General features: G+C 58.7%; 2 protein-coding genes. Both read left to right on the forward strand.

Translation table 11 applies throughout. The features are described 5' to 3' along the window. Positions 1–255 precede the first annotated feature (255 nt). Positions 256–1,140: a UTP--glucose-1-phosphate uridylyltransferase gene (locus AC3DKE_RS11135; RefSeq protein ID WP_487990735.1), complete on the forward strand. Its 885-nt coding sequence runs from the start codon at positions 256–258 to the stop codon at positions 1,138–1,140. Beyond that, positions 1,137–2,813: a glucose-6-phosphate isomerase gene (gene pgi / locus AC3DKE_RS11140; RefSeq protein ID WP_487990736.1), complete on the forward strand. Its 1,677-nt coding sequence runs from the start codon at positions 1,137–1,139 to the stop codon at positions 2,811–2,813. Before AC3DKE_RS11135 ends, pgi begins: the two co-directional genes overlap by 4 nt. Positions 2,814–2,862: the final 49 nt, after the last annotated feature.

The following is a 2,862-nucleotide window of genomic DNA, read 5'->3' on the forward strand; positions in this document are numbered from 1 at the left end:
CGGCGTTTGGTGTTGGCACGCCAGTGATCGATGTGAAGTCAGTGTTTGATCGCGCTGCTTTTGCGGCTGCCGGCCTGGCTTTGTGGCGATTGTAGATGGCTGATTGCTAAGTTGTCGGGTAGTCGGATCAGCGCTTACGACAAAAGCTCGAAGCTCGGTTGGTGTGATACCAGTTTCGGGGGCTCTCTTTGGCCTCAGTGATAATTTCAACAAAAGCGCCCACTCTTGCGGCCAATAAAGTTTAAGGAACTCTCTGTGATTTCAACTGTCATTCTCCCTGTTGCCGGTCTTGGCACGCGTTTTTTGCCGGCCACTAAGTCGGTGCCGAAAGAGTTGCTGCCGGTGGTCGACAAGCCGTTGCTGCAATACGCGGTGGAGGAGGCGTGGCGCGCAGGCATTCGCCATGTGGTGCTGGTGAATTCGCCGAAGAAGTCGGGGTTGGAGACGCATTTGCAGCCAGCCGATCCAGAGCTGGTGGCTGAATTGACCGCTAAAGGCAAAAAAGATTTGCTGGCGGCGTTGCTCGGCACAGTGCCTGAGGGTCTGAAAGTGACAGTGGTCATGCAGCCGCAGGCACTGGGCTTGGGTCACGCAGTGGCGTGTGGCGCTGAGGCGGCGTTGGCTAGTGCGGGCGATGGCGTGGCGGTGATGTTGGTGGATGATTTTATTGATGCGCCGTTGTCAGGTGCGGGCGCAGCAGGCTGTTTGGCCGATATGGTGGCGCTGCACGATGCGACTGGCGCATGGTCATTGGCGGTGGAAGAAGTGCCGCGCGACCAGGTGCATCGCTATGGTGTGGTGTCGCTGGCTGATTCCTCCGCTCAGCGCATTGTGGCGATGGTGGAAAAACCTGCCGCCGATGTCGCGCCCAGCAATCTCGCCGTGGTCGGGCGCTATGTGCTGCCCAAGGCCATCTTCGCCGCGCTCGCCGATGTGCAGCCCGGCGCTGGCGGCGAGATTCAACTCACCGATGGCATCAGTGCGTTGCTCGCCGAGCACGACATCCGCGCCCACCGCTTCGCCGGCGTGCGTTACGACTGCGGCAGCAAATTTGGCTACGCGCAAGCCAATATGGCGCTGGCACTGCGCGACCCCGAGCTCGCCGCACCGCTGCGCGCTTGGTTGCCGGGGCTTATATGAGCAGTAAAGCGCGGAGTCAACTCAGCGAATGGCAGGCGGTGGCAGCGCAGGCGCCGATTTGGCAGCAGCGCCATTTGCGCGATGTGTGGGGCGCGAAAAGCGCCTCGACGCGCACCGCCGAGCTAACGCGCACGCACGATGGCCTACTCTTCGATTTCAGCAAGCAACGCCTCGATGCCTCTGTGCTCAACGACCTATTGGCCTTAGCTGAGGCCTGTGAATTGCCACGCGCCATTGAGCGTTTGCTCAGCGGCGATCGCGTGAACCAAAGTGAGGATCGCGCGGCTTTGCACACGGCTTTGCGTTTGCCAGCCACGAGCAAGTTGATTGTTGAGGGTGAGGATGTGGTGCCGGCGATACACGCCAGCCTCGCACGCATGAGCGATATCGTCTCGCGTATTCATGCTCAGCAATGGCGCGGCGTGACTGGCGAGGCCATCAGCGATGTCGTCAGTATTGGTGTCGGTGGTTCCGATTTAGGCCCGTATTTGGCCACGCAGTCGTTGGCTGAGTTTGCGCCACCGGAAGCGCGCGGCCTGCATGTGCATTTTGTTAGCTCTATCGATGGCACCCAGCTCGCCGATCTGCTTGATCATTTGCGCCCAGAAACCACGCTGTTTGTGGTTGCTTCGAAGTCATTTTCGACCATCGACACGCTATCTAACGCTGAAACTGCCATCGCCTGGATGCGCACGCGCATTAGCGACCGTGCCCGCATTTTGCGCCACCACTTTATTGGCGTGTCGGCGAAGCCAGAAAAGATGACCGCTTATGGCATTCCCGAGTCCAACCAAATTCGTTTTTGGGATTGGGTCGGTGGGCGTTTTTCGCTGTGGTCGGGCATTGGCCTGCCCATCGCGCTGAAACTCGGCATGGCGGGTTTTAAGCAGCTGCTCGCCGGTGCGCACGCTATGGATACGCATTTCGCCCAAGCACCATTGGCCGATAACCTGCCGGTGCTGATGGGGCTTTTGCAGGTGTGGAATAGCACGTTTTTGGGCATCAATGGCCAAGCCATTTTGCCTTACGATGCGCGCCTGAAGCTGTTTCCCAGCTACCTTACGCAGCTGGAAATGGAGAGTAATGGTAAGTCGGTCGACCGCCTCGGCAAGCCGATTGATTACGCCACTTGCCCGATTTTATGGGGCGAGGTCGGCTCCAATGCCCAGCACGCGTTTTACCAATTGCTGCACCAAGGCACGCAGCCGGTGGCCTGCGATTTCATCGCGCCGATACGCCGCTACAGCCGCGATGATGACACCGGCTCGAGTTTGCAGCACCAGCAGCAGCTGGCGTTGGCCAACTGTTTGGCGCAATCGCGCGTGCTTATGCTCGGCGATGCTACGCGCCAAGGCCATCATTATTATCGTGGTAATCAGCCGTCTTCAACGCTGCTGTTTGATGAGCTCACGCCTTATCGCTTGGGCCAGCTCATCGCGCTTTACGAGCACAAAGTGTATGTGGCTTCGGCGCTGTGGAACATCAACCCGTTTGACCAATGGGGCGTGGAGTTGGGCAAGAAAATTGCTACTGCCACCCACTCAGTGATGACCGGTGCTGCCAGTGCCGATGATTACGATGGTTCGACACAGCAGTTATTGCGGGTGATTGCCGATGGTCGCGCTGGCTGGGAGCGGGCTTCGTCGCGCGCCGACAAGGAGCAGTTGTCATGAAAATCGTTGTTCACGGTAACACTCCATTTGCCTGGACCTCTGCTGTGCA

This window comes from Paraperlucidibaca sp., assembly GCF_982810325.1.